This window comes from Paraburkholderia sp. SIMBA_054 (assembly GCF_046534875.1).
Taxonomy (GTDB): Bacteria; Pseudomonadota; Gammaproteobacteria; order Burkholderiales; family Burkholderiaceae; genus Paraburkholderia; species Paraburkholderia hospita.
Genome location: NZ_JAWRXV010000008.1, coordinates 90,864 through 110,334 on the forward strand (window position 1 = coordinate 90,864; position 19,471 = coordinate 110,334).

The window sequence follows — 19,471 nt, forward strand, 5'->3', positions numbered from 1 at the left end:
GGATAACTGCCATTCCTTGAGAGAATAGGGCCTGACGACTTCGACGAAACCTGGGAGAGGCGCAGCATGGATCGACTGGCCGCAATGGAAATTTTTGTCAGCGTTGCCGAGGCGGGCTCGTTTTCGGCTGCCGCGAAGCGGATGAACGTGGGGCAGCCCGCCATTTCCAAATCCGTTGCACAGCTGGAAGAACGCCTGGGTGTGCGGCTCATCCTGCGTTCGACGCGAGGTTTGACGATGACGGACGCTGGCCAGCGTTTCTACGAGCATGCGAAGCGCGTGATCCAGGAGGCCGACGACGCGGAGCAGGTCGTGCGCCACGCCTCCGATAGCCTGTCCGGCAATCTGCGCGTTAGCGCGGCGGTGACGTTCGCTTGCCTGCATGTGCTGCCGTCGCTGGACGCCTTCTTGAGCCGGCATCCCAAGCTGGAAATCGACCTCAAGCTCGACGATCGCATCATCGATCTGCTCGAAGAGGGCATGGACGTGGCGTTGCGGATGGGGGCGCTGACTGATTCGTCGATGACGGCGCGGCGTATCGGGCGAAGTCCGCGGCTCGTCGTCGGCACGCCGGACTATTTCTCGCGCGCTGGTGTGCCCACGACGCCCGCCGAGTTGGATCGACATCAGGCAATCGTCTACTCGCAGGGCGGCGGCGGCGAGACATGGACGTTCCGCCAGAACGACAGCGACGTGGATGTGACGGTATCAGGGCGTGTCCGCGTGAGCGCGGCGGAAGGCATGCGCACGGCCGTCCTCAATGGAATGGGGCTCGCGATCGCGTCGCGCTGGATGTTTTCTCCCGAGTTGGCGTCGGGCGAGGTCGAGGCCGTATTGACCGACTGGACCTTGCCCGCGGTCGATCTTTGGGCCGTCTTTCCATCGGGGCGGCTGGTGACGGCGAAAGCGCGGGCATTCGTTGAATTCGTCGAGGAGGCGCTCGCTCGGGCGTAATGGCGAGTCGCATCCGCCAAACCCATCACTCAATGGAATAACTGGAATTCCGCGCCGCCTACTACTGAAGTCTCCCGTTCGAAACTACATTTCGTTCGACCGACCGGATGTCGGAAGGACACTCAAACATGCCACGTGATATGCAACGCGAAAGGTTTGAGTCGAAACGGAATGGATAGAACTGGAGAGCAGGAATGGGCACGAGCAGCAAGGTACTGGTAGCGGGCGCGAGCGGACTGATTGGTGTAGCCGCTATCGAAAGCTTTCTCTCTGCGGGTTGGGATGTGGTCGGCATTTCCCGGCGCAAGCCGGACCTGCCGAGCGGCCGCGAATTTGAATTCATCCCCGTGGACTTGCGTGACGAGAACGCTGCGCATGAAGCACTATCTGCGCTCGGCGGCATTACGCATGTCGCGTATGCGGCAATCTACGAGAATGCGGATGATCTGGTGAGCGGCTGGTCGAATGCCGATCAGATCGAGATCAACAACGCGATGCTCCGCAATGTGATCGAGCCGCTCGTTTCAGGAAAATCGAAAGCGACGCTCAGGCACGTGTCGATCCTGCAGGGCACGAAGGCGTATGGCGTGCACCTGCATCCTATCGCCATTCCGGCACGCGAAAGCGACCCGCGCGACGATCACGCAAACTTTTTCTTCGATCAACAGGACTACGTGCGCGAGGCGGGTGAAAAGCACGGGTTCACCTATACCGTGCTACGTCCGCAACTCGTGACGGGGAAGACCCCCGGCGCGCTCAATGTGCTTCCCGCTATCGGCGTCTACGCGGCTATCCGCCGCGAGAAGGGCGAGTCATTCGGCTTTCCGGGCGGCCCGTCGTTCGTCTGGGAAATGGCGGATGCCGATCTCGTCGGCGAGGTGATGGTTTGGGCAGCGCAGTCTCCGCAGGCGGCAAACGAGATCTTCAATGTCACCAACGGCGATGTCTTCGAATGGCGCAGCGTATGGCCGGCGATGGCGAAGACGCTCGGCGTGAATGCCGGAGCCGACGAGCCAACGAGCGTCGCGCAGTACATTCGTGAGAATGCGGACGTATGGGCGAAGATCGTCGCCAGGTACGGACTTGCGAGCGGCGATCTCCGCTCGTTCGTCGGACAGGGCGACCAGCACGCCGATTTTGCGTTTGCCTATGGCGCGCCGGCGGGGCCTGTCGCTTTCGTCAGCACGGTGAAGCTTCGCAAGGCGGGATTCAATGCGGCGGTCGATACGCGCGATGCGTTCTGCGACGCGCTTCAGTCTTTTATCGACCGCAAGCTGTTGCCGCCCGCGTTGTGACGGGTTTGTATTCGCCTGCGCAGTGAGCGCTTTCGCGATCAGAACGTGAACTGTCCTTCCGCGGCAAACGTGGAGAGCGGATTGCGCGGACTCGGCGTTTCGCGCTTCTGCAGTCCTTCAGGCAATGAGGACTTGTCGCCGGGGCGGCCGATCGCGATCGCCGCTTCGACGGCATAGTCGTCGGGAATAGCCAGTTCCGCACGGATGCGCTCGCGTTCGATACCCGCAAGACCATGAGCCTTCCATCCGGATAAGCTGGCCTGCAGCGCGAAATAACCCCATGCAGCACCCGTATCGAACGAATGCGACGCCAGCGCGACCTCGTCGGTTGCGCCTGGCGGCGTGAACGACCGCTTCGACAGTACGATCAGAATGGCGGCCGCATGTTGCGCCCAGCCTCGGTTGAACTCATTGAGAAAGCCGAGAAAGCGGGTCCAGTGCTCCGTATCGCGCCGTGCATAGACAAAGCGCCATGGTTGCGAGTTATATGAAGAAGGCGCCCAGCGTGCCGCTTCGAGGAAAGTCAGCAGCGAGGCTTCCGGAATCGTGTCCTGCGCGAAGGCGCGCGGCGACCAGCGTTCCAGAAATTGTCTGTCGATGGGATGCTCGGCCGTACGTGAATTCGATGAAGTCATGATGGTGATGTGTCGCGTTTGATCGTCGGAGTTTCGTGCCTGTATCGGGATATTCCGAATCGCGACGTTAAGTGGCAACACGCGCGAATCCAAACAATGTTTGCGCATATCGAAAGCAGCGAATCGTGGATATGCGAGGCGCACAGCGCGAAGCGACGCGCATTTAGCAACGTCAATTTGCATGTATTCATGATCTGACCTCGCTTGCCTACGGCATCAAGGTCATCGCGATCGCTCCGCTGACGTCGCTGCTCGCGATCCGCTGGGAACCGTCTGGCTACGATATCGACGGCGCGGACTATGTGAGCGTGCCGTCCGTCACTGAGCGCGCGGGCGCCTGAGGGTCCAGTTCATCCATCGGCGGTGCGTTGCAAAGCATTGCACAAATGCTTGTTTGTGCAATGCGCCGCCACTGACTAGATTCGATGAATATTGCCACGAGCAGGAGGACGCATCATGTCGATGAACCTCGCATCGTTTTATCGTCAGGCCGTATTTCATCCCTTTCAGGCTGCGCGTCAGCGATTGCAGGCGCGATCCGCCCACGCCGCTGAAGACCTCACCGACCCGCAGGCAGAGCACTCGCCGCGCGATGCTGGCGAGCGCCTCGAGCGTATAGCCGTCTATGCGCGAGCGGGTTACTTCAATATGGGCTACACGTTCGAGATGTTTCATGTGATCGGCGAAATAGCGCCGGACTAGTTGAGTCGCGCGCATGCATGGAGCGTAAGCAATGAGCGATATCGTCGTCGAACAGCCAGCCGTTGTCGAAGCCGCGTTGAACTATCTCGTCGCGACGGGAGAAAAGCCCGCCACGTATGCCTATGAGCCGCCTGCAGGCGAGCCACAGCGCAGCGGCGTGTATCGGATGCAGCGCGTGAATATCGTCAATGCGCGCGTGTCGCCGCCGCCGGGTGGCTTATCGCTGGACCGCAATGGCTTTGAACTGCGGCAGCACGCGAGCGCGCTCAGCGACTTCTCGGACCCAGCCGCGATCGAACGCATCTACTACCCTGAGGCCGAAGCGCTGCTCAAGCGCTGGACGGGTGCGAAGCGCGTCGTCATCTTCGATCACACGCTTCGCGACGGTCAGGCGGCGCGAGCGAGGGGCGTGCGCGAGCCTGTCAAATTCATTCACAACGATCAGACATTCGTCTCGGGTCCGCGCCGCGTGCGCGATCATCTGCCGCCGCATGAAGCGGCAGAACTGCTGAAAGGCAGGGTGGCGATCGTCAACCTGTGGCGTCCTGTCGGATCGACGGTCGAATCTTCGCCGCTCGCATTGTGCGATGCGCGCAGTATCTCGCTGACCGATCTCGTGCCGTCGGATCTGATCTATCCGGACAAGATCGGCGAGACGTATGCATTCGTTTTCAATCCACGGCACCGCTGGTACTACTTTCCGTTGATGTCGCCGGAGGAAGTGCTGCTGCTGAAAATCTACGATTCCGCGGGAGACGATATTGCGCGGCTGACGGCGCATACCGCATTCGATGATCCGTCGTCACCGCCCGATGCAAGAGCGCGGCGCAGTATCGAACTGCGCTCGTTGCTGTTCTTCTGAGCTTGCGCTGGCACGCCTATCGGCGTCACTCATTGGTCAGCGAACGCACTCACGACATGCAGCGTGTGGGCGTGAACAGCGCCAGCCTGCAAAAATCACGACGATCGCATAAGCTTCGTCCAGCGCGTCGGTGTGTTCGTCCAGTTCGAGTGGCTGTCGCGTCGCATAAGGAGGTGTCCATGACGCACGGCAATGCTCAGCCTGCCGCAAACAGTTTTTTCCCCGGCTTCTCGAGACTCGACGTCGATACGGAGGACGTGTCGTTCAGTGGCGTGACAGGCGGCTCCGGCCCGCCTGTTCTGCTGCTGCACGGCTATCCGCAAACCCACATCGCCTGGCGAAAGATTGCGCCGACGCTCGCGCAATCCCATACCGTCATCGTGCCCGACTTGCCGGGATACGGCGACAGCCGCACGCGAAACGATCAGCCGCGATGGACCAAACGTCGCGTTGCGCAAGCGCTCGTCGGCTTGATGGATCGCCTGGGGCATGAGCGGTTCGCCGTCGTCGGGCATGACCGTGGCGCGCGCGTCGGATACCGGCTGGCGCTCGATCATCCTGCGCGCGTTGCCGCATACGCGTCGCTGACAGTCATCCCCACGCTGGATGCCTTCGCGGGCGTCGACAAAACCTTCGCGCTGAATGCGTGGCACTGGTTCTTTCTCGCACAACCTTTCGATCTTCCGGAGCGCATGCTGGACGCCGACCCCGACGCATTTATCGATGCGGCACTGTCGAAGATGGCAGGCGGACTCGACGGGATCGATCCGCTGGCACTCGATGCCTACCGGGCCGCGTTTCGCAAGCCCGAAGTGCGTCATGCAATCTGCGAGGACTATCGTGCTGCGACTGCAGAGGACCTTCAGTACGACACAGCCGATTTCGAGGCAGGGAAGAAGCTGACATCTCCCGTGCTGGTGCTGTGGAGCGAGCGGGAGCAGAGAGCACGAAAGACGCCGCCCATCGATGTATGGTCGAAATGGGCATCGCGCGTGACGGGAAGGGCGCTGCCCGGCGGTCATCTGCTGCCCGAGGACGCGCCGGCTGAGGTGCTGTCTGCGCTCGCGCCGTTTCTTGCGGAAGCGTTCTAGATATCTGCCATGGGCTGGGACTCTCCGTCATGGCCGCTGCGCCAGCACGAAGCCCGCACCAGACGCGTCGCGCGTTTACGTATAATTACGAACGATTCTCAATAATGCGTGCGGGCATCGTCGCTGAACCACTATGCAAAACTTTTTCTGTAAAGATTTGATCGAGCGCTTCGGCTACGGCATGGCCGTCTACATCGCGGCGAAGGCCGCCGCGATGCAGCGAAGCATCGATGCCATCAACGACGAACGCCGGGCAGTTGGCCGCCGCCTGCTGGAGAACGCGAGCATCGACGAAGTCGTCTCCGTGTTGCGCAGGAAAGGCAAGCTGCCGGCCTGAAGCGGCTCAACTGCCGGGCGCGTGAACGAATTCGAGCCGTGCACCGTGACTGAGTGAAAGCGGCAACTCACGGGCTTGAGCGGCATGGGCAACGTCAATCGCCGCGCTGAAGACCCCTTCGCCACGGATCGCGAGATGCGACCGTAGCTCTTCGGCAAGGGCCGTTGTGTTGCCGGCAGCGGGATCATCGTCTGAGCGCGTTCGTGTCACAGGCGACAGCAAGGTGACTGTGGTCGGACCGATCGGCAGTGTCGCGAAGTGCACATCGTGTCCTGTCAGCGCGCCTCGATGCACAGGCACGTCGCCAAGCAGAATGCGATACCGCGCGATACTCTTCTCCAGATCCGAAACCGCGACATTGACGGCGGCAAGTCCGGTCGCGCCATTGCGATGCGTGCGCGCTTCGCCTTCCGCGACGCGCAGGAAGCGGGGCGTCAGGTCGCCGCACAAGAAGGGCAGGTCGCGCGTCGTCGGGCGGCCGATTTGCCATTCGAGCCGCGTGCCGTCGGGCCGGATGCGGCCACCCGGTATGGGGCCGTCATAGTACAGGCCGCGCGCATACGTGGCTTCCACCGTGCGGGCAACCGACTCGGGCAGCAGCGCGAAATCGACAAAGCCTTCGCCCGTGCGTTGTTGCTCGTCCCACCAGCGATGTTCCCGCGCGTCTTTCAGGAATGCGATCAGTTCGATGTAGCTGCCGTCGGCAAATCCGATCAGCGCATTATGCGTTGTCCCGTCGGCATGCGTGCCGCCGCGCTGCACGGTGAAACCCAGCTCGGCGAAATCTGCAATGGTCGTTTTGAGGTCATGCACGCGAATCACAAGATGATCTGGCAGAAGCGGCATCCATTCACTCCTCTCGGTTGTCGTTCGACAGTATGGAGCGGGCAGGGATGACGAGGCCACCAACAATATGTCGATAACTTCTTACGCTGCGCGGTTTAGGATGCGGGTCAGTTCGATACGGTCAGATCGGGGTTGACGCGATACCGTCCAGCAAAGTATCTCGCAATGCATCCATCGCAGGATCGCGGAGATTTCGAGGCCGTGGCGCGTCGACGTGAATCTCGCGCGCGATGTGGCTTGGGCGGTCATCGCCGGGCGGCGACAGCAATAGAACACGATCGGACAGGAGAAGCGCTTCGTCCAGATCGTGCGTGACGAGCAGGATGGTCGTTCCGTGCGCGTGCGCGAGCGCAAGCAGGACACGCTGAAGGCGTGAGCGTGTGATGGCGTCGACGGCGCTGAACGGTTCGTCGAGCAACAACAAATCCGGCTCCGCGAAAAGTCCTCGCGCCAGGGCGACACGTTGTGCCATGCCGCCCGATAGCTGTTTCGGCAGCGCATCGCGCACGCCGGACAGACCGACTTCTGCAAGTAAGGTATCGACGCGCGGATTGTGTCCCTGTCGAGGCCCGGCAACAAACGCGATATTGTCGGCGACGCTGAGCCAGGGCAGCAGCCGTGGCTCCTGAAAGATCACGCCGATCCTGTCGGATGGACCGCGCTGCAATTGCTGCTCCAATAGCACCGAACCTTCCGAGTGCCCGTCGAGGCCCGCAATCGCCCGCAGCAGCGTGCTCTTTCCACATCCGCTCGGGCCGACCAGACTGACGATCTCACCGCGTGCCAGCCCGAACGATACCTGTTCGAATACCGTGCGCTGCCCGAAGCGCCGCGCGAGGCCGCGCACTTGCAGCAAGGGCGGAGTAGACGGGCTCATGGCGCGTCTCCCGAGACGTGGCGCGCATCGCGCCAGGACAGCACGCGCGATTCGATAAGCTTGAATGTGCCGTCGCTCAGTTTGCCGAGCAACGCCAGCAGCAGGATGGCGCCGAAGACGAGATCGGGTCTGCCCGTTTCGCGGCCGTCGCTGAGCAGATAGCCGAGGCCGCGCGTCGCGGCGATCAGTTCGGCGGCGACCATGAACATCCATGCGAGGCTCAGTCCCGTGCGCAGTCCCGTGAAGATCTGCGGCATCGACGGGGGCAGCAGAATGCGCGTGAACATCGCGCGCGGCGTCAGCCGATTGAGCTCGCCGAATTCGATCAGCTTGCGGTCGACACCATGAATGCCGGCGACCACACTGAGTTGCACGGGAAAGAACGCGCCAATCGCGATGAGCGTGATCTTGGGCGCTTCATCAATGCCCATCCACAGCAGCAGGATCGGCACCCATGCGAGCGATGGAATCGCGCGCAGTGCCTGAAACGCAGGGTCGAGCAGCGCATCGACGCGGCGGCTCAGTCCCATCGCCGCGCCGATCAGCAACGCGAGCGCCGAGCCGAGCGCGAAGCCGGCGTACACGCGTGCGACGCTCGCGCCGATGTGTCGCGCGACGCGTGTACCGCCGAGATCCCACAGCGTTTGTGCGATCGTGCTGGGAGCGGGGACGAGATGCATCGGCAACACGGACGCGCGCACCAGCGCTTCGATCACAGCGAGAAAGACGACGGGCAACGCGTACCCTGCGTAGCGCCATAACCGCACGGCGTCACGAGGTCGCTTGCGCAATGTGCGTTCGCCTGGTGAGCGCGCGTGTGAATCGCGCGTCTTGAGTGCGAGTGTCTGTTCAGTGGCAGCCATGATTCAAGTCCGCGCTAATGCAGACTGCTCGCATGCGTCGTGTCGCGTGCGAGTCATTTCGCGCCGTTGCTCGCGATGACGGGCTGCGCGATTTTCGAATCGATCAGCGCGTCGATGACCTGATTGAGATCGGTGCCGCTTTTCACCAGCTGCTCGTCGACGAGAATCGGCGCGGCCGCCTTGAGCGCCGCGATCTGTTGCGCGCCGGGCTGCGGATGGCTGAAGTCGTTGCGGCTGAGTTGCAGCTTCGCGACCGCGAGCGAGACCTTTGACTCCTCCGAGACGATCTTCGCCGTATCGTCGGGATGCGCGGCGATCCACACGCGTGCCTTTTCATAGACCTTCAATACGCGAGCCAGTTGCTCCGGATGCTCGCGGATGAAGTCCTCGCGTGCGTTGAGCAGGCCCCACGTATTGAAATCGACATTGCGATAAAGCAGACGCGCGCCATCGTCGATTTGCGCGGCGGCCATGTGCGGGTCGAGCCCGGCCCACGCGTCGACCTGGCTGTTCGCGAGCGCCGTGCGGCCGTCCGGATGCTGGAGATTCACGATTTCGACGTCATCGCGCGAGAGGCCCACGGTATGCAGCGCGCGCAACGTGAAGAGGAACGGATCGGTGCCCTTGGTCGCGGCAATCTTCTTACCCTTCAGATCGGCGAGACTCTTGATGGGCGAATCCTTGGGTATGACCAAAGCAGTCCATTCAGGCCGGGAAAACACATACACCGCACGGATCGGATTGCCGTTTGCCTTGCCGAGCACGGCAGCGAGACCCGCTGTCGAGCCGATATCAATGGCGCGGCTATTCAGATACTCGAGCGCGCGGTTGCTTCCCAGGCTCAGCACCCACTTGACCTGCGTGTGATCGGCGGCGAACTCCTGTTCCAGCCAGCCATTGCGTTTGATGACGAGGCTCTCCGGCGAGTAGTACGCGTAGTCGAGCTTCAGCTCGGCAAGCGGCGCAGCCTGCGTGCTGCCGAAATAGCAGAGCGCCAGCGCGGCGGCTGCTGTCGTCATGATGTTGCGCAGAACGTGCGCGCGGCGCGCCCGTGCGAAGAATGCAAAGCCCCGAACCGATCCCATCGATTGTCCTTATGGTCACATGTGATTTGAGCTTCAATGTAACGAAGCCGATCGCATCTGCGAACCAATTAAAGTTCAGAATCAAAGCAGTCCTGGCGCTATTGCAGAAGCGGGTTTCTGTTTCAGCAGACAATGTGGTGCATCATTCACATTGACAGCGCACGTCCTAAGAAGAAATCTGCATAAGCATTCAAGCACTCGATGGTAGGTCTTGCCGTAGTGGCTTTCTTAAACTTGCCAGTCATCTTTCCGGCCTTGCTCATCATGACGACACACGTTGAATCCAATCCCGCTTCGCAGATCCAGACGGCACAGGCGCTTGCGCAGCAATTTGCCGCGAGCGCAGTCGAGCGCGACGAAAAAGGCGGCACGCCCAAGGCCGAGCGCGACGCGATCCGGGCCAGCGGCCTGCTGTCGCTATCGATTCCCCGGCAGTACGGCGGAACAGGCGCGAGCTGGACGCAGACGCTCGATGTCGTCAGGACGTTCGCGCGAGTCGACAGTTCGATTGCGCATGTGTTCGGATTCCATCATCTGCTGCTCGCTACCGTCCGGCTGTTCGGACGTCCGGATCAATGGGAACCCTGGTTCGAGCAGACCGCGCAGAAGAACTGGTTCTGGGGCAACACGCTGAACCCGTTGGATACGCGTACCGTAGTGCAACGCCTGGACAATGGGTACGAATTCTCCGGCAGGAAGAGCTTTTGCTCGGGGGCGCTCGATTCCGACATGCTGGTCGCGTCGGGGCTGGATGCCGTCAGCCGAAAGCTGCTGATCGCGGCCATCCCAACTTCCCGTTCCGGCATCACGTTGAATCACGACTGGAACAGCTTCGGGCAGCGGCAAACGGATAGCGGCAGCGCGCTCTTCGAGAATGTGCGCGTTGAAGAAAGCGAACTGCTGCTCGAGCCTGGACCGTTGAGCACGCCTTTCGCGTGTCTGCGTCCGTTGTTGGCGCAATTGATTTTTACGCAGATGTTTCTTGGCATAGGTGAAGGCGTCTTTGCGGAGATGAAGCACTACACGCGCCATGAATCGCGCCCCTGGTTCAAGTCGCCTGCGGAACAAGCCAGCAAGGATCCTCATACGCTGCGTCGCTACGGCGAGTTCTGGGTTGGGCTGGAAAGCGTCCGTTTGCTGGCCGGGCGCGCGGTACAACTGTTCGATGAGGCCTGGGCGCGTGGCGCGGAACTTGACGAAACGACACGCGGACACGTTGCCGTTGCGATCGCCACGGCCAAGGTTGCCGCCACGCGCGTCGGTCTCGACCTGACCAGCCGGATGTTCGAGGTGGCGGGCGCGCGCGCCACGCATGGCGCACTGCGGCTTGACCGTTTCTGGCGCAATCTGCGTACGCAAACGCTGCATGATCCGGTGGATTACAAGTTGCAGGAACTCGGCGAGTGGGCGGTGAACGATGAACTGCCCACACCGTCGTTCTATTCCTGAAGATTCGATGCCGTCGGCCGCATTCGAAAACCGGAACCTGTCATAAGCAATGTCAAATTCGATAGTAGGCCAGGCTCGCCTGGGCTGATCCAATACAGGATTGGCCCTGTCCGCAGCGAGCCGCGACGGTTGCGTCGCGGGCATAGGGCTTTATTCGTTCGTAAGAGCCACCATGTCTACAGTCGAATCCTCTTTGGCCGCAGCGCAATTGCCGCGGCGCCCGGACCCCGCGCGCGTGAAGCGCATTGCTGGCGATTCCGGCGCGCTCGCAGCCGCCCATGCGCTAGCGGCTGTCTTCGCAACAGGTGCGGCTGAGCGCGATCGCCAGCGCATCCTGCCGTGGGCCGAACTCGATCTATGGTCCGAAAGCGGGCTGGGTGCGATCACGGTGCCGGGTCAATACGGCGGCGCGGACGTATCGTTCGCGACGCTGGCCGAAGTGTTCGTGATTCTCTGCGCAGCCGATCCCGCGTTGGGCCAGATTCCGCAGAATCATTTCGGCGTGTTGGGCGTGTTGCGTGAAATCGGCACGCCGGTGCAGAAAGCGCGCCTGTATGGCGAAGTGCTGACGGGTCATCGGCTCGGCAATGCGGGCCCGGAACGGCGCTCGGCCGCTGCGTCCACGGTGCTGCAGGGCACGACGCGGCTGCGCGCGACAGAGGACGGGCTGCGTCTCGATGGCAAGCGTTTCTATTCCACTGGCGCGCTGTTCGCTCACCGCGTGCCGGCGCGTGCGACGGACGATGCAGGACGTGCCGTCTAGGTCTGGGTGCCGCGCGATGCAGCCGGTCTCACGGTGATCGACGACTGGAGTTCGTTTGGTCAACGCACGACGGCGAGCGGCACAGTAACCTTCGAGAACGTCCCCGTCGATCCACAAGATGTGCTGCCGATCTGGCAGCTAGCCGACCGCCCCGGTCTGTTCGGCCCAACGTCGCAACTGATCCAGGCAGCCATCGATCAGGGCATCGCCGAGGCGGCTGTCGCCGATGCACTCGCATTCGTGCGCGAGCGCGCGCGGCCGTGGATCGATTCGGGCCTGGAGCGCGCGACGGACGATCCCTACATCATCGCCGACGTCGGCCGCCTGCAGATCGAGTTGCACGCCGCTCGCGAGGTGTTGCTGGAGGCGGGCCACACGCTCGATGCAGTTGCCGCCGCGCCCATCGATGCCGAGGCCAGCGCACGGGCGTCGGTTGCGGTAGCGGAGGCAAAGGTGCTGACAACACGCATCGCCCTCGAAGCGAGCGAAAAGCTGTTCGAACTGGCGGGTTCGGCTTCCACCCGCGCCGTACATCACCTCGACCGTCATTGGCGCAATGCGCGCACGCATACGCTGCATGACCCCGTGCGCTGGAAGCTGCATCTGCTTGGCAACTATCATCTGAATCATGTGCTGCCCACGCGGCATTCGTGGAACTGAAGCATGAGCCTCGATATTTCTGAAGAGACGCGCGACATCGTGGATCCTGGCCAGGGGACTCCCCACCGCATTGCCGACGACGAGCACGCGATACGTGTCGCGAAGCAACTCGCTGAAGACTTTGCACCGGATGCGGCGGCGCGCGACCGCGAGCGGCGGCTGCCGTGGGCCGAGCTGGATGCGTTCGTTGCGAGTGGGCTGTGGGGCATCACCGTGCCGCGTGAATTCGGCGGCGCGGGCGTGAGCAGTGGGACGCTCGCGGAAGTGACCGCGACGATTTCAGCGGCCGACGGCTCACTCGGCCAGATTCCGCAAAATCACTACTACGCGCTCGAAGTGCTGCGCGTCGGCGGCAGCAGCGAACAGCAGCGCTTTTTCTACGATCGCGTACTGGCAGGCGAGCGCTTTGGCAATGCGCTCGCCGAAACCGGCCACAAGGATTTCAAACGCCGCACGCGTCTCGCGCGCACGGCGGCCGGCTGGCATATCGACGGCCGGAAGTTTTATTGCACGGGCGCACTGTACGCGCACTGGATTCCCACGCTGGTGATCACGGAAGAGAAAGGGCGCGACATCACGTGGCTCGCTTTCGTGCCGCGCGACGCCGACGGCGTCGAGGTGATCGACGACTGGGATGGTTTCGGTCAGCGTGTCACGGGCAGCGGGTCGGTCCAGTTCAGTCATGTGCGCGTCGAGCCGGAATGGGTCGTGCCGTTTCAGGCATCGTTCGAGCGTCCGACGACGATCGGACCACTCGCACAGATCATTCACGCGGCCATCGATCTCGGCCAGGCGCGCGGCGCGTTCCAGGCCGCATTGCAGTTCGTGCGGGAGCATTCGCGACCGTGGATCGACGCGAAGATCGAGCGTGCCGCCGACGACCCGCTGACGATCGCGCAGTTCGGCGACCTCGCGGTGCGTTTGCGCGCGGCTGAGGCATTGCTGCGCCGCGCGGGACGCTTTGTCGATGCCGCACAGGCCGGGCCGACGGAACGCTCGGTGGCGGAGGCATCGATTGCCGTCGCGGAGGCGCGTGCGCTCACCACGACGGTATCGCTTGATGCGGGTTCGCGCCTGTTCGAACTCGCCGGCACTTCAGCGACGCTCGATGGTCTCGGACTCGACCGTTTCTGGCGCAATGCCCGCACGCATACGCTGCACGACCCGGTGCGCTGGAAGTATCACGCGGTAGGCAATTACTATCTCAACGACAAGCTGCCGCCCCGGCATGGAGCCTTGTAATGGCGAGGAAAGAGATTCTGCTCAACGCGTTCAACATGAATTGCGTGGGCCATATCAACCACGGTCTGTGGACGCATCCGCGCGACCGCTCGACCGACTACCGCCTGTTGCCGTACTGGACCGACCTTGCTCGCACGCTGGAGCGCGGATTGTTCGATGGTCTCTTTCTTGCCGACATCGTCGGTGTGTACGACGTCTATCAGCGTAATGTCGACGTGACTTTGCGCGAGTCGATCCAGTTGCCCGTCAACGATCCCTTGCTGCTTGTTTCGGCGATGGCTGCCGTGACGGAACATCTGGGCTTCGGCGTGACTGTCAATCTCACTTACGAACAGCCGTATCTGCTCGCACGCCGTTTCTCGACGCTCGATCATCTGACGCAGGGGCGTGTCGGCTGGAATATCGTCACGGGGTATCTCGACAGCGCGGCGCGCGCGATGGGGCTGAGCGAGCAGCTTCCACACGACGAACGCTATGAGCGCGCGGACGAGTACCTCGAAGTGCTCTACAAGCTGTGGGAAGGCAGTTGGGAAGCGGATGCCGTGCGGCGCGACAAGGGCGCGCGGGTGTATGCCGATCCCGCGAAAGTTCATGAGGTTCGGCATGCGGGGCGGTACTACAACGTTGAAGGCTATCACCTTGCGGAGCCGTCGCCGCAGCGCACGCCTGTCCTGTTTCAGGCGGGTAGTTCCGGGCGTGGCCAGCGCTTTGCCGCGCGTCATGCCGAATGTGTGTTCATTTCGCCGCCGAACCGGAATGCTGCGCGAGAAACGGTGAAGGCATTGCGGGAGCAACTGGTGCTGGCCGGGCGTCGGCCGGATGACGTTAAGGTGTTTGCAGGGGCGGCTGTTGTGGCGGGCGCAACTGAACGCGAGGCGCGGGAGAAATACTCGGATTATTTGCGGTATGCGAGCCGTGAAGCGGGGCTTGCGCATTTTGCTGCCAGTACTGGTATCGACTATGCGCAATATGATCTCGACGCGCCTGTTGATTACGCGCCCGGCAATGCCATCGAGTCGGCTACGCGTACGGCGAAGCAGCATGGGTGGACGAGGCGCAAGTTGCTCGAGATGTTTGAGCTTGGCGGGCGGTATCCGGCGATTGTGGGCAGCGCTGCCCAGGTCGCGGATGAGTTGGGGTCCTGGATCGAGGAGACCGGGATTGATGGTTTCAACTTGAGCCGCACTGTGGTGCCCGAGAGCTATGAGGACTTTATTGATCTCGTTGTGCCTGAGTTGCAGAGTCGCGGTCTTTATAAGACTGAATATGGCGATGGGACGCTGAGGAACAGGTTGTTCGGGGAGGGGGACCATTTGCCTTCGCGGCACGCGGCGGCTGGGTTCAGGCGGTACTCGGCGTAGCCATTGCCGTTCGGTTGATTTGGTCTTTGCGGTGGCGTCTGGGTTTGCGCCTTCGCGGCGCAGATCGTTTGGTATTTTTGGTTTTGCACTGGCATCCGCGTTTTGCCTTCGCGCTTCATGCGTTGCCGGTCGGTGCTTTGGACTTTGCGATGGCATCCGGTTTGGGCGTTCGCGGCGCGGACGTTGCCGGTTGGTGTGTTTGCCTTTGCGCTGGCATCCGCGTTATGCCTTCGTGCTTCAAGCGTCGCCCCTGTGCGGGGCGGCACCTACTTTTCTTTGCCGCCGCAAAGAAAAGTAGGCAAAAGAAAGCGGCTCACACCGCCAGCCCTTGTGTTTGTCTGAGGGCCCCCAACCGGTCCTACGCTTCACACGGCAACCACGTGACTCATGTTAGTTGCCAGCGCTCTTGCGGTACGCCTCACCCGCTTCGCGCGCCCGCGTCGCAGCACGCCGTGCCAGATATTCCGCTGCCGCCCAGGTGGCAAACTGTGTGTAGGCCGTCGCGCCACACATGCCTCACTCCGGACCGATTGCGCACGCGTCCCACCCTGTAAGAGCGCCAAGCTATACGTCGCGACAACCTACACACAGTTTGCCACCTGGGCGGCGCAAACCATTCGCTGCCGCTAGCTCTTGCTCGGGTGTTTGAAGTGGGTGAGGCGGTCATTCGAAGCGTTGGCAACGCGCGTGAACGAGTGCGTTGCCGTGTGAAGCGTAAGACCGTTTGGGGGCCCTCAGGCAAGAACAAGGATTCGCGGTGTTAGCCGCTTTCTTTTGCCTACTTTTCTTTGCGGCGGCAAAGAAAAGTAGGTGCCGCCCCGCACAGGGGCGACGCTTGAACTGCAAACACCGTAACGCGGATGCCAGCGAAAAGGCAAACGCACAGGGGCGACGCTTGAAGCACGAAGGCATAACGCGGATGCCAGCGCAAAGGTAAAAAACCAAACCGCTTGTGCAGCAAACACCGCCCATCATCCAGATCCAATAGAACCATATGACCACAACTTAGATCGCACAAGCCCGATCGGGCGTTAGCATACCCATCCCCCTTGAAAGTCCAAATCTCGAGCATCGATGCCAACCCCAACCAAACCATTTCCACGCTTCGGCGTATGGGCCCTCGTCCACGGCAGCCGCGCCGCGCTGCAAGACCCAAACGAACCTTACGACGCCTCCTGGACCCGCAACAAGGCGTTAGTGCTAGAAGCCGAGCAGCTTGGCTACGATTCGGTGCTCGTGGCACAACATACAATCAACCCCCACGACGCATCCCGCGATCAACTCGAAGCATGGACCACATCGGCTGCCCTCGCGGCGCTAACATCCCGCATCGAGATCATCGCAGCAATCAAGCCCTACCTCTATCACCCCGTAGTACTGGCCAAAATGGCCCAACAGATCGAGCACATCAGCGGCGGACGCTTCGCAATCAATCTGGTCAACGCATGGAACCGTCCGGAACTCGAACGCGCAGGCATCGGCTTTCCTGAACACGATGCGCGCTATGCATACGGTCGCGAATGGATCGAGGTCGTCGATGCGCTATTGCGTGGCGAAACGCTGAACCATCACGGCGACAATTTCCGTATCGATGAATATCAGCTTCGGCCCACCGATCCGTTTCGCGCCCGTCCGCGCATCTATGTCGGCGGTGAGTCGGAGCCCGCGCGCGAGCTGGTCGCGGCGCACGGCGACGTATGGTTTATCAACGGCCAACCGCGCGACGATGTCGCGCGTCTGATTGCCGACGTATCGTCACGCGAACGACGGGCAGGGCACGCTCCGCTGCGCTTCGGCTTGTCGGCGTTCGTGATTGCGCGGCAAACGCAGGCAGAAGCTGACGCCCACCTGGAACATCTGTTTGCGCTGGCCGAACTGGACAAGCCGCTGCGCGAACGGCAAAAGGCGAATATCGATCCAAACGTTGTGATGATCCAGACCTTCGCGCAGTCGCCGCGCGTCGGTTCGAACGGCGGCACCGCGGCGGGGCTGGTCGGTGATTACGACACGGTCGCTAAGCGCATCGCGGAATTCCACCTTGCCGGCATCGAACTGTTCATGCTGCAATTCCAGCCCTTCGAGGCCGACATGCGCAGCTTCGCTGAAGAAGTCGCGCCGCGCGTGCGCCGCCTGCTATCCGCTTGAGTGGCTAAAGAGGAGCAAGCCGCGTGGTGCAGCATGCGCGGCGATCAGAAGAAGGCGCCCGTCGGCGGAAGACGTCCGTTCAGCAGATGCTGCCCGAGCAGGCTCTCCTTGTAGAGTCGCGGGTTGTGCGACGCAATGACCTTGATGTTGCGCCAGTGCCGGTCCAGCGCACCCACGCGCGAGACGACGGAGCCCGATCCAAGATCGATCAGCCAACTCGCAATGTGTGGCGCGAGATCGTCGATCACAACCTTGGCCTCCGACGCCGCGAGAGTCGCGGCAAGCGTCGCCGCATACTCATCGCTCGTGCCATAGCTGTCCCACGCACGTTGCAGCGCGCCGACTGCGCGGTCCGCAGTGGCCTCGATGCTCGCAGCGTATGCACGGATGCGTCCAAGCAACGCCTGCAGCACAGGCTCTTCGGCGGGATGCGCGGTTTCACCATGATAGAAGTTGCGCTTGCGCGCACGCAGAACCTCTACGGCGTCCAACGCAATTCGTCGCGCGATGCCTGCAATGCAGTTGGTGAGATACACCTGATGGAAGGTATATCCCCACGGCGCTGCTTCGTCGGGTCGCGGCGGGTCTTGCGGATAGACATGCCCGGCAGGCACGGTCACGGCGCGAAACTTCGCGGTGCCGGAGCCGGTCAGGCGTTGTCCGAATCCCTGCCAGTCGTCGTCGCTGCTGACACCGTCGCTTCTGGCGAGCACGTATTGCACAGTCTTGCCCGCACGGCTTTCGACAGCCAGACCGATGAACGCGTCGTTATAGAGATTGCCCGTCGCGTAGACCTTGTCGCCGGAACCCAAATAGACTTGCCGCGTTTCGTCCCATTCGAGCCGGCTCAGCACGCGGCTCGGTCGGGCGCCGGCCGCCGGCGCATCGGTTTCGGTGAAACTTAGCCCGACGGTCTTCTTCTGACTGGTCAGCGCAAGCACATGAGCATGGAACGGGTGGTCCTGCCGTCTGAGCGCGGCTTCGACTTGCCACAGATGGTTACGAAATGCATGGGCAATGTTCGAATCCGCTGCGGCAACATCGCGGGCGACGGTGAGCAACTCGCTGAAGGTCAAGGCCTGGCCTTCGAGCCTGGCCGGCAGGCGTAGCGCGCCAAAGCCACGCGCCTTGAGTGTGGCGATCTCGTCGTACGGCAGGCGATGCGTCAGTTCCCGCTCCGCCGCACTCGACGCGATATCGTCGATGATCTTCGAGAAACCAAGGGCGGCGGATAGCGGCGAGACGAGCTTCAGCTCGCCGCCATTGACGAAGGTGGTATCGGACATGCGTCAAACCTTGATGCTGTAATCCGCGACCTTGATTCGCGAGTTGATGATCTTGCGTTCGGCAAGCCAGTCCGCGGCGCGTTGAAGCTGCGCGACGAACGCCGCATTATCGGGTTCGTGGAATTGATTGACGCGCTTGAGGCTCGCCAGATAGTCGCGCACCTGATCCGGATATTTCGCCTCCCGCTGGACGAGCTGTTCGGCTTCAACCGAATGCGTCGACTGCCACGAGCCCTCGACGTAATAAGCGTCGATCACCGCGCGAATCAGTTCCGAGTTCTCTTCGGTGAATTTGCGACGTGTCACCAGCGAGCTGTAATCGATCAGGAATTCGAGGTCGCGTCCTTCGTTGAAGATGTCCTTTGCGTCGTTCGAAAAGCGCGCGATATCGACGGCGGGCGACCACATCGACCACGCGTCGACTTTGCCTTGCGCGAATGCGGGCGTGGCATCGGGCGGATTGAGGTAGACGAACTCAACTTTGCTTCGGTCGATACGATTCTTCTCCAGCGCGGCAATCAGCAGAAACTCGCCGAGTCCCGAACGGTTGACGGCGACCTTGCGGCCCACGAGATCGGAGACCGAATTGATACCGCTCGACTTCTTCACGATGAGAGCAGTGGAGCGCGGCGAATAGACATCGAAGGCATTGAAGACGAGAGGCGAGCCCGCCAGCATCGCGGCCAGCGCGGGCGTCGTCGATCCCCAGAAACCGAAGTCGGCGCTGCCGCCGACCACGGCCTGAAGCGAAGGCGCGTGGTTCGGGAACGGGCCAACCCATTCGACCTTGATGCCCTTGGCAGCGAGTGTCTTCTCGAACACGCCACGTTGCTTCGCGATGTCGGGAAGGCTGCCGTATGCCCAGCCGATGCGAACCGTGTCGGTGTTGCGTGTCAGCTTGCGAGGTTCGGCTGCGTGAGCGGGCAGAGCGGGCAGTACGCTGCTTGCGGCGAGACCGGCCAGCATTCCACCCGCCGCGCGCAACAGCTGGCGGCGGCCAGATGAGTGATCGTTCATT

17 protein-coding genes and 1 pseudogene are annotated in these 19,471 nt (G+C 61.9%); 11 read left to right on the top strand and 7 right to left on the bottom strand.

Going from position 1 to position 19,471, the window contains the following annotated elements:
• Nucleotides 1-66: 66 nt before the first annotated feature.
• Nucleotides 67-954, top strand: a complete 888-nt coding sequence (locus SB822_RS11985) for a LysR family transcriptional regulator (RefSeq protein ID WP_007583125.1) — start codon at nt 67-69, stop codon at nt 952-954.
• A gap of 194 nt (nt 955-1,148) precedes the next feature.
• The gene (locus SB822_RS11990) at nt 1,149-2,249 is read left to right on the top strand and encodes an SDR family oxidoreductase (RefSeq protein ID WP_410854753.1); all 1,101 of its coding nucleotides are present in this window, start codon (nt 1,149-1,151) and stop codon (nt 2,247-2,249) included.
• Between the two features lie 38 nt (nt 2,250-2,287).
• Here SB822_RS11990 and SB822_RS11995 read toward each other — a convergent pair whose 3' ends face one another.
• Nucleotides 2,288-2,884 carry a nitroreductase family protein gene (locus tag SB822_RS11995; RefSeq protein ID WP_410854754.1) on the bottom strand — a complete coding sequence of 199 codons (597 nt, stop codon included), beginning with the start codon at nt 2,882-2,884 and terminating at the stop codon, nt 2,288-2,290.
• A 456-nt stretch (nt 2,885-3,340) separates the two neighbouring features.
• Between SB822_RS11995 and SB822_RS12000 the strand changes: the two genes are divergently transcribed.
• From SB822_RS12000 to SB822_RS12015, 4 genes are all read left to right on the top strand, one after another.
• A complete protein-coding gene (locus SB822_RS12000; RefSeq protein ID WP_007583119.1) occupies nt 3,341-3,586 on the top strand; it encodes a hypothetical protein in 246 nt (81 codons plus the stop codon).
• 31 nt (nt 3,587-3,617) lie between these two features.
• Nucleotides 3,618-4,448, top strand: coding sequence for a CmcJ/NvfI family oxidoreductase (locus SB822_RS12005; protein ID WP_410854755.1), 831 nt, complete (start codon nt 3,618-3,620; stop codon nt 4,446-4,448).
• A gap of 179 nt (nt 4,449-4,627) precedes the next feature.
• Nucleotides 4,628-5,539, top strand: coding sequence for an alpha/beta fold hydrolase (locus tag SB822_RS12010; protein WP_079503101.1), 912 nt, complete (start codon nt 4,628-4,630; stop codon nt 5,537-5,539).
• Nucleotides 5,540-5,696: 157 nt separating this feature from the next.
• Entirely contained in the window at nt 5,697-5,876 is a 180-nt protein-coding gene (locus SB822_RS12015; RefSeq protein WP_321177729.1) for a hypothetical protein, read from the top strand.
• A gap of 6 nt (nt 5,877-5,882) precedes the next feature.
• On the opposite strand, the gene SB822_RS12020 is transcribed toward SB822_RS12015, so the two are convergent.
• The 4 genes from SB822_RS12020 to SB822_RS12035 all read right to left on the bottom strand — a co-directional run bounded on the left by SB822_RS12020 (nt 5,883) and on the right by SB822_RS12035 (nt 9,547).
• Nucleotides 5,883-6,722 (bottom strand): VOC family protein, encoded by an 840-nt coding sequence (locus SB822_RS12020; protein WP_410854756.1) that lies wholly within the window; start codon nt 6,720-6,722, stop codon nt 5,883-5,885.
• Between the two features lie 121 nt (nt 6,723-6,843).
• On the bottom strand, nt 6,844-7,599 hold the full coding sequence (locus tag SB822_RS12025) for an ABC transporter ATP-binding protein (RefSeq protein ID WP_086918931.1): 756 nt from the start codon (nt 7,597-7,599) through the stop codon (nt 6,844-6,846).
• On the bottom strand, nt 7,596-8,462 hold the full coding sequence (locus tag SB822_RS12030; RefSeq protein WP_410854757.1) for an ABC transporter permease: 867 nt from the start codon (nt 8,460-8,462) through the stop codon (nt 7,596-7,598). The genes SB822_RS12025 and SB822_RS12030 overlap by 4 nt, the downstream gene beginning before the upstream one ends.
• A gap of 53 nt (nt 8,463-8,515) precedes the next feature.
• Entirely contained in the window at nt 8,516-9,547 is a 1,032-nt protein-coding gene (locus tag SB822_RS12035) for an aliphatic sulfonate ABC transporter substrate-binding protein (RefSeq protein ID WP_410854758.1), read from the bottom strand.
• A 264-nt stretch (nt 9,548-9,811) separates the two neighbouring features.
• Between SB822_RS12035 and SB822_RS12040 the strand changes: the two genes are divergently transcribed.
• The 5 genes and pseudogenes from SB822_RS12040 (at nt 9,812) to SB822_RS12060 (ending at nt 17,167) form a co-directional block, all read left to right on the top strand.
• Complete coding sequence (locus SB822_RS12040) at nt 9,812-10,996, top strand: acyl-CoA dehydrogenase family protein (protein WP_079503097.1); 1,185 nt, start codon at nt 9,812-9,814, stop codon at nt 10,994-10,996.
• A 172-nt stretch (nt 10,997-11,168) separates the two neighbouring features.
• A pseudogene (locus SB822_RS12045) lies at nt 11,169-12,419 on the top strand (SfnB family sulfur acquisition oxidoreductase).
• Nucleotides 12,420-12,422: 3 nt separating this feature from the next.
• Nucleotides 12,423-13,661 (top strand): SfnB family sulfur acquisition oxidoreductase, encoded by a 1,239-nt coding sequence (locus tag SB822_RS12050; RefSeq protein ID WP_410854759.1) that lies wholly within the window; start codon nt 12,423-12,425, stop codon nt 13,659-13,661.
• Nucleotides 13,661-15,022: an LLM class flavin-dependent oxidoreductase gene (locus tag SB822_RS12055; RefSeq protein ID WP_410854760.1), complete on the top strand. Its 1,362-nt coding sequence runs from the start codon at nt 13,661-13,663 to the stop codon at nt 15,020-15,022. The genes SB822_RS12050 and SB822_RS12055 overlap by 1 nt, the downstream gene beginning before the upstream one ends.
• Before the next feature lie 1,074 nt (nt 15,023-16,096).
• Nucleotides 16,097-17,167, top strand: coding sequence for an LLM class flavin-dependent oxidoreductase (locus SB822_RS12060; RefSeq protein WP_410854761.1), 1,071 nt, complete (start codon nt 16,097-16,099; stop codon nt 17,165-17,167).
• Nucleotides 17,168-17,211: 44 nt separating this feature from the next.
• On the opposite strand, the gene SB822_RS12065 is transcribed toward SB822_RS12060, so the two are convergent.
• The gene (locus SB822_RS12065; protein ID WP_410854762.1) at nt 17,212-18,453 is read right to left on the bottom strand and encodes an acyl-CoA dehydrogenase; all 1,242 of its coding nucleotides are present in this window, start codon (nt 18,451-18,453) and stop codon (nt 17,212-17,214) included.
• Between the two features lie 3 nt (nt 18,454-18,456).
• Entirely contained in the window at nt 18,457-19,470 is a 1,014-nt protein-coding gene (locus tag SB822_RS12070) for an NrtA/SsuA/CpmA family ABC transporter substrate-binding protein (protein WP_410854763.1), read from the bottom strand.
• Nucleotide 19,471 lies beyond the last annotated feature (1 nt).

What these genes read in the sequence shown, in the direction of transcription:
- SB822_RS12035 (WP_410854758.1), bottom strand. Translation starts at nt 9,547, where the DNA reads ATGGGATCGGTTCGGGGCTTTGCATTCTTCGCACGGGCGCGCCGCGCG.
- SB822_RS12055 (WP_410854760.1), top strand. Translation starts at nt 13,661, where the DNA reads ATGGCGAGGAAAGAGATTCTGCTCAACGCGTTCAACATGAATTGCGTG.
- SB822_RS11995 (WP_410854754.1), bottom strand. Translation starts at nt 2,884, where the DNA reads ATGACTTCATCGAATTCACGTACGGCCGAGCATCCCATCGACAGACAA.
- SB822_RS12065 (WP_410854762.1), bottom strand. Translation starts at nt 18,453, where the DNA reads ATGTCCGATACCACCTTCGTCAATGGCGGCGAGCTGAAGCTCGTCTCG.
- SB822_RS12005 (WP_410854755.1), top strand. Translation starts at nt 3,618, where the DNA reads ATGAGCGATATCGTCGTCGAACAGCCAGCCGTTGTCGAAGCCGCGTTG.
- SB822_RS12010 (WP_079503101.1), top strand. Translation starts at nt 4,628, where the DNA reads ATGACGCACGGCAATGCTCAGCCTGCCGCAAACAGTTTTTTCCCCGGC.
- SB822_RS12000 (WP_007583119.1), top strand. Translation starts at nt 3,341, where the DNA reads ATGTCGATGAACCTCGCATCGTTTTATCGTCAGGCCGTATTTCATCCC.
- SB822_RS12030 (WP_410854757.1), bottom strand. Translation starts at nt 8,462, where the DNA reads ATGGCTGCCACTGAACAGACACTCGCACTCAAGACGCGCGATTCACAC.
- SB822_RS12050 (WP_410854759.1), top strand. Translation starts at nt 12,423, where the DNA reads ATGAGCCTCGATATTTCTGAAGAGACGCGCGACATCGTGGATCCTGGC.
- SB822_RS11990 (WP_410854753.1), top strand. Translation starts at nt 1,149, where the DNA reads ATGGGCACGAGCAGCAAGGTACTGGTAGCGGGCGCGAGCGGACTGATT.
- SB822_RS12070 (WP_410854763.1), bottom strand. Translation starts at nt 19,470, where the DNA reads ATGAACGATCACTCATCTGGCCGCCGCCAGCTGTTGCGCGCGGCGGGT.
- SB822_RS12020 (WP_410854756.1), bottom strand. Translation starts at nt 6,722, where the DNA reads ATGCCGCTTCTGCCAGATCATCTTGTGATTCGCGTGCATGACCTCAAA.
- SB822_RS12040 (WP_079503097.1), top strand. Translation starts at nt 9,812, where the DNA reads ATGACGACACACGTTGAATCCAATCCCGCTTCGCAGATCCAGACGGCA.
- SB822_RS11985 (WP_007583125.1), top strand. Translation starts at nt 67, where the DNA reads ATGGATCGACTGGCCGCAATGGAAATTTTTGTCAGCGTTGCCGAGGCG.
- SB822_RS12060 (WP_410854761.1), top strand. Translation starts at nt 16,097, where the DNA reads ATGCCAACCCCAACCAAACCATTTCCACGCTTCGGCGTATGGGCCCTC.
- SB822_RS12025 (WP_086918931.1), bottom strand. Translation starts at nt 7,599, where the DNA reads ATGAGCCCGTCTACTCCGCCCTTGCTGCAAGTGCGCGGCCTCGCGCGG.